This is a genomic window from Roseateles sp. (assembly GCF_046300915.1).
GTDB lineage: Bacteria > Pseudomonadota > Gammaproteobacteria > Burkholderiales > Burkholderiaceae_C > Kinneretia.
In genome coordinates this window covers 25,111-31,110 of sequence record NZ_JBKCLH010000088.1, presented here as the reverse complement: position 1 = coordinate 31,110, position 6,000 = coordinate 25,111, and the positions used below count along the sequence as shown (strand labels likewise).

Here is a 6,000-nt window from a genome sequence, read left to right as displayed (position 1 = left end):
GGCCGCACCTACAGCGCCAGCGTTCGCTACCAGTTCTGCCCCCTGGTGCCCGTGGCTTCAGATGGGCAGCAGCTCAACGCGGCCCGGCTGAAGATGGGCCCGCGGGCGCGGCCCCAGGGGCCGCCAGGCCTCGACATCGTCGCCCAAGGGCTCGGAGGCCACGGCGCAGCCCCCGACCTGGGGCTTGAGGTAGAGGGTGGGGGCCGCGTCGTCGCTGGCATAGCGCAGGGCCCAGATCTGCTGACCATCCGCCAGCGCCGCCGCAAAGCGCAGCGGTGCCTTGATGTCTCGGGCCTTCATCAGGACTTCGGTGTGCTGCAGCACGGCGCGCATGGCTTCGGGCGCCGACATGCCCTCCTGCAGCCGGGCCATGATGAGCAGGAACAGCAGCTCCGAGTCCGTGGCCCCGCGCCGCTGCTCGTACAAGTGATCCGGCAGCTCGGTCTCCAGGGCTCGCCGCAGCTGGCCGTAGCCGCCCACCTGGCCGTTGTGGATAAAGAGATAGCGGCCGTAGTGGAAGGGGTGGCAGTTCTGCCGCGCAATGCCACCGCCGGTGGCCGCGCGCACATGGGCGAGGAACAGGCGCGACTGCACCGTGGCCGAGAGCGAGAGCAGGTTCTCATCCGACCAGGCCGGCATCACCTCGCGGTAGACGCCGGGCGTTTCGCGTTCGCCATACCAGCCGATGCCAAAGCCGTCGCCATTGGTCACCGTCTTGGACTCCTCGGCCTGCAGCGACTGCCGCACCAGAGAGTGGCGCGGCCGGCAGACCAGCTGTTCCAGATAGATGGGCTCTCCCAGGTAGGCCAGGAACCGACACATCGAGCGACCTCCGCGATTGCGCTGCTTGAATGCCCTTATGCTGCCGCGCATGCGGCGTTTGCTCAACGATATTTCGCTGCCCGCCACGGTGGCGGGCTTTGTGGCCGTGCTGGTGGGCTTCACCAGTTCGGTGGCCATCGTCTTCCAGGCCGCCCAGGCCCTGGGGGCGACCCCGGCGCAGACGGCCTCCTGGATCTGGGCCCTGGGCCTGGGCATGGGCATCACCAGCCTGGGCCTGGCCCTGTGGACCCGCCAGCCCGTGCTCACCGCCTGGTCCACGCCCGCCGCGGCCCTGCTGGCCGGCAGCACGGGCCTGGGCATGAGCGAGGCGATTGGCGCCTTCCTGATGTGTGGCGCGCTGATCCTGCTCTTTGGCGTGACGCGCTGGTTCGAGCGCCTGATGGACCGCATTCCCCTGGCCGTGGCCGCCGCCCTGCTGGCGGGGGTGCTGGCCCGCTTTGGCCTGGACGCGGTGCTCACCGTGCGCAGCGAGCCCGCCATCGTGCTGACCATGGCCGGGGTCTATCTGCTGGGCCGGCGCTGGCTGCCGCGCTATGCCGTGCCCCTGGTGCTGCTCAGCGGCGTGGTGGTGGCTGCCGGCCTGGGCCGCATCCATATGGAAGGCGTGCACTGGGGCTGGGCCGTGCCGGTCTGGACCACGCCCAGCTTCAGCCTCGCGGCCCTGGTGGGCGTGGCCCTGCCCATGTTTCTGGTGACCATGGCCTCGCAGAACCTGCCCGGCGTGGCGGCCCAGCGCGCGGCGGGCTACCAGACCCCGGTGTCGGCTTCCATCTCCGTCACCGGCCTGGCCACCCTGGTGCTGGCGCCCTTTGGCGGCTATGCCTTCAATCTGGCCGCCATCACGGCCGCCATCTGCACCGGCCGCGAGGCGCATGAGGACCCCGCCCGGCGCTACACCGCCGCGGTGATGGCGGGCGTGTTCTACATTGCCTTGGGCCTGGCCGGCGGCGCGGTCGTGGGCCTGCTGGCGGCCATTCCGCGCGAGCTGGTGGCCGCGGTGGCGGGCCTGGCCCTGCTGGGCACGATTGCCGGCGGCCTGAACACCGCGCTCAAGGACGAGCAGCACCGCGACGCCGCCATCCTCACCTTTCTGGTCACGCTCTCGGGCCTGACGGTGCTGGGCATAGGCTCGGCCTTCTGGGGCGTGGTGGCCGGCACGGCGGCCCTGCTGGTGGCCCGCTTTCGCGCACGCTGAGCACCCTGGCCGATAATCCTGCCCCCACCGACAAAGAGGCTTGCCATGAAGAAGACGTTCCAACTCCAGATCGAAGGCAAGCACCCCGAGCGCCTGCTGGAGGCCATCAAGCACGAGATCCGCCAGTACATGAAGCGCGAGCGTCGCAAGACCCTGCCCTCGCAAATGGACTTCTGGGACTTCGACTGCCGCTTCGGCCTGACGGAGGACACGGCCGAGGTCTGCCATGTGGGCGCCTTCATGGACCGCATCAACGAGGCCGCCGCCGCGGGCGCCCCGGCCTTCTACCTGGAGCTGCTGGCCAAGCCGGCCCAGCGCCGCTTTGTGCCGCGTCCCGCCCAGGCCAAGCCGGCCGAAGGGGATGAGGCGGACGAAGACCAAGAAGCCTGAGCCCCGCCGCACGGCGCCCGCCGTGCCACACTGCGGCCCGTCATCCTGCAAGAAAGCGCCACGCCCATGATCCTGCTCTTCGTTGCCGACCCGCTGGAAAGCTTCAAGACCTACAAGGACACCACCTTCTCGATGATGCGCGAGGCCGCCCGGCGCGGCCATGTGCTCTGGGCCTGCCATCCGGCGGACCTGGTCTGGGTCAGCGGTGGCCGGGTCACGGCCCGCGGCGCGCGGCGCATCGTGCTCACCGGTGATGAGCACGACTGGTTCCGCACCGAGGAAACGGCCGACCTGGGCCTGGCCGCCGGCACCGACGCCATCATCATGCGCAAGGACCCGCCCTTTGACAGCGAGTTCTTCTACGCCACCCATCTGCTCTCCCAGGCCGAGCGCGAAGGCGCCCGCATCTTCAACAAGCCCGCGGCCCTGCGCGACCACCCCGAGAAGCTGGCCATCCTGGAGTTTCCCGAGTACATCTCGCCCACCCTGGTGACGCGCAGCGCCGAGGCCATCAAGGCCTTTCACGCCGAGCACCGCGACATCATCCTCAAGCCCCTGGACGGCATGGGCGGCATGGGCATCTTCCGCGTGGGCCCCGATGCGCTGAACCTGGGCTCCATCATCGAGACGCTCAACAAGGGCGGCGCCGAGACCGTGATGGTGCAGCGCTATGTGCCCGAGATCGTCAAGGGCGACAAGCGCGTGCTGGTGATCGGCGGCGAGGTCGTGCCCTGGTGCCTGGCCCGCATCCCCCAGGGCAGCGAGATCCGCGGCAATCTGGCCGCGGGCGGCAAGGGCGTGGCCCAGCCCATCAGCCCGCGCGACCGCGAGATCGCCGAGGGCGTGGCCGCCAAACTTAGCGCCCGCGGCCTGCTGCTGATGGGCCTGGACGTGATCGGTGACTGCCTCACCGAGATCAATGTCACCAGCCCCACCGGCTTTCAGGAGATCAGCCGCCAGAGCGGCATCGACGTGGCCCAGCTCTTCATCGACGCACTGGAGCGCGCACTGGCCGACGCGCCTGCCTGAGCACCGGAGCCAGCGGCCGCCGTCGCCGCCATCAGCACAACATCGTGAAGCTGGCGCACAGCGGCTGGAGGCAGTGAGGGCTACGGCCAGGGCCGTGATATCCCCCATCAGCAGGGTTCGGCAGCGCTCAAACGCGCCCGCAGCTGGGGCCACAATCAGTCGCAATGAAACTCTGCTGAACCAGCGCCCGTTCCGCTCGTCAAAGTTCGTGACGCGTGGGCAATGGGTTATTGGACAGCGTCGTTAGGCCTCACAGATCCACAGCGCGCTTTTCTGCTCATGAAGAAATCCAACAGCAGACTCTTCCAAGTTCAAGCGCACACACGGCTTCAACGCTTCGAGGCAGTCAATGCTGCAAGAGTTGCTCTCTCTGCAGCAGGCGCATCTGTCACTGACATAAGGCACTACTCGAACAAGTCCTCCGTCTTTCAGCTCCTACTTCCCTCAGAAGCGTGGAGCGAGATGTTTCATTTACTCCGGGAGTCCACTATCACGATAGATTCCGTAGTTCCTGGAACAACCGATGAGTTGATCAAAGACAAGGACGGGGACATCAATGGAACGCTTCAATTGCTTTACGTTGGCGACGAATCTGAAACGAGAGATGAGATTCCTGCTGTCCCTGGCTGAACTGTTTCTCTAAACGTGCCGGTTGTTCAGGCAAGCAGAGGCAGGTTTATTTCCACCACGCGGTGAGCCCTCTCAAGAAACACCACCCAAGCAGTTGATCGGTAATGGTGTTTTCAGACGGGTTGAGCCACGGGAATGATCTGCATGCCCAGCTTTTGCCCGCTGGGTTCGGTTGCGCAGCACGCGGTTGCGGTAACGCGCCTCGAAGTAGTCTTGGCCCGCGTCGATGTACTCCTCGCCCTTGCTCGCATCGCGTAGCGGCCAGCGCCGAGGTTCAACGCGTCGCAAGAGGAGTTCCAGGAAAGCACATGTTCCACTCCGCTCGATTCATCAATACGTTCTCCATCGCTATCGCTGTACTGGTTGGAGCCGGCGCATCCCAAGCCAGTGCACAAGGTAGGTATTGGCCAACGCATGAGTGGCGCTATTCCTCCCCGGAAGCACAGGGGCTGGACTCCGAGGCACTGGCCGATGCCCTCGACTATGTTCGCGACCACGGTACGCGCATCCATAGTGTCACCATCGTCCGTAATGGCTACATCGTGTTGGATGCGTACTTCTGGCCGTTCCAGAATGGACAACTCCATGATGTAGCCTCCGTGACGAAAGCCGTCACCACGACGCTTGCCGGAATCGCCGGCGGCGCAGGAGCGTTCAAAGGGCCATCGCAGACCCTGGCTTCAATCTTTGCCGGGCAGCCCATCGCCAATTTGGACGAGCGCAAGCGGCGAATGACTCTCAAACATCTCATGTCGATGACATCCGGGCTGGACTGCCGCGCTGCCCCTGGAGAGTTCACGCTCTGGCAGATGAGGGAAACAAAAGACTGGACGCAGTTCATGTTGGACCTCCCGATGCGCGACGAACCCGGTAGCCGCTTTGAGTACTGCTCGGGCGGCATGCATCTGCTCTCCGGTGCCATCACGAAAGCGACGGGCGTTAGCGCGCTGGACTTCGCACGGCGCAAACTGTTCTCGCCACTTGGCATTCGCAACGCCATCTGGCCAGCCGATGCGCAGGGAATCTCATACGGATGGGGTGATTTGCGCCTTGAGCCCCGTGACATGGCCAAGCTCGGGTACCTGTGGCTCAACAATGGCCGTTGGGAAGATCGCCAGCTCGTCCCGACGGACTGGATGGAAGCGGCGATCCAGCCGCAAGCCCTGCCGCCGAACACCAACCAAAGGTACGGATACGGTCTGTGGCTTCACCAATACAGGCAGCCGTCTGAGTTCGAGGCAGTCGGCCGGGGTGGTCAGCGCATCACCGTCATTCCAGAGCGAAACCTCGTCGTCGTTTTCACGGGCGGCGAGTTCGAGCCTAGCGATGTCGGTGCGCTCTTGGGACGTGCACTCAAGTCAGATCAGTCATTGCCGGAGAACCAGTCCGGAACGGCCCGCTTGGCGGCGGCGGTTAGAGCGGCGGCAATGCCACCGCTTCCAGCTTCATACATCTCACCGCTGGCGAACAAGGTTTCGGGCAGGCGATATGCCCTCGCCGCCAACCCGCTAAACCTGAAGTCTTTTGTGCTCACCTTTGTCGACGCAGCTGACCCGCAACTTGAGCTCGAGATCGGCGATCGGCGTGATGGGCCAAGGCCCATCGGGTTAGGCGGGGTTCCGCGCTTGTCTTCCGGCGGTCCTTCCGGGCTACCCGTTGCTGTGAGCGGCGCGTGGAAAAGCGAAGACAGCTTCACGATCGAGTACGACGAAGTTGGAAACATCAATGCCTACAGGCTCCGGCTCAGGTTTACAGACACCGGCGTCGAGGTAACGTTGTCCGAGCGGTCTCAGGTGATCTCAAGCGCCACGTTTCGGGGCACGCCTCAGAGATGACGCTTGTCCCGACGGTCAGGTGGTCAAGCTCTCAGCTGTGCATCTCGGGTGACGCCCCTCAAGAAACACCACCCAAGT

Annotated in this window: 5 protein-coding genes; 4 read left to right on the top strand and 1 reads right to left on the bottom strand. The window is 65.3% G+C overall.

Annotated features, from left to right (window positions below; all coding sequences use genetic code 11):
* Positions 1-57: 57 nt before the first annotated feature.
* Positions 58-822: a class II glutamine amidotransferase gene (locus ACK5F2_RS06875; protein WP_409863719.1), complete on the bottom strand. Its 765-nt coding sequence runs from the start codon at positions 820-822 to the stop codon at positions 58-60.
* Between the two features lie 25 nt (positions 823-847).
* Here ACK5F2_RS06875 and ACK5F2_RS06870 point away from each other — a divergent pair, with 25 nt between their 5' ends.
* From ACK5F2_RS06870 to ACK5F2_RS06855, 4 genes are all read left to right on the top strand, one after another.
* Positions 848-2,038: a benzoate/H(+) symporter BenE family transporter gene (locus tag ACK5F2_RS06870; protein ID WP_409863718.1), complete on the top strand. Its 1,191-nt coding sequence runs from the start codon at positions 848-850 to the stop codon at positions 2,036-2,038.
* Between the two features lie 45 nt (positions 2,039-2,083).
* Positions 2,084-2,428, top strand: a complete 345-nt coding sequence (locus ACK5F2_RS06865) for a DUF6172 family protein (protein ID WP_409863717.1) — start codon at positions 2,084-2,086, stop codon at positions 2,426-2,428.
* A 66-nt stretch (positions 2,429-2,494) separates the two neighbouring features.
* Positions 2,495-3,457, top strand: coding sequence for a glutathione synthase (gene gshB / locus ACK5F2_RS06860; RefSeq protein ID WP_409863716.1), 963 nt, complete (start codon positions 2,495-2,497; stop codon positions 3,455-3,457).
* Between the two features lie 938 nt (positions 3,458-4,395).
* Positions 4,396-5,922 (top strand): serine hydrolase domain-containing protein, encoded by a 1,527-nt coding sequence (locus tag ACK5F2_RS06855; protein ID WP_409863715.1) that lies wholly within the window; start codon positions 4,396-4,398, stop codon positions 5,920-5,922.
* Positions 5,923-6,000 lie beyond the last annotated feature (78 nt).

Coding starts and splice junctions, on each gene's coding strand:
- ACK5F2_RS06875 (WP_409863719.1), bottom strand. CDS start 822: ATGTGTCGGTTCCTGGCCTACCTGGGAGAGCCCATCTATCTGGAACAG.
- ACK5F2_RS06865 (WP_409863717.1), top strand. CDS start 2,084: ATGAAGAAGACGTTCCAACTCCAGATCGAAGGCAAGCACCCCGAGCGC.
- gshB (WP_409863716.1), top strand. CDS start 2,495: ATGATCCTGCTCTTCGTTGCCGACCCGCTGGAAAGCTTCAAGACCTAC.
- ACK5F2_RS06855 (WP_409863715.1), top strand. CDS start 4,396: ATGTTCCACTCCGCTCGATTCATCAATACGTTCTCCATCGCTATCGCT.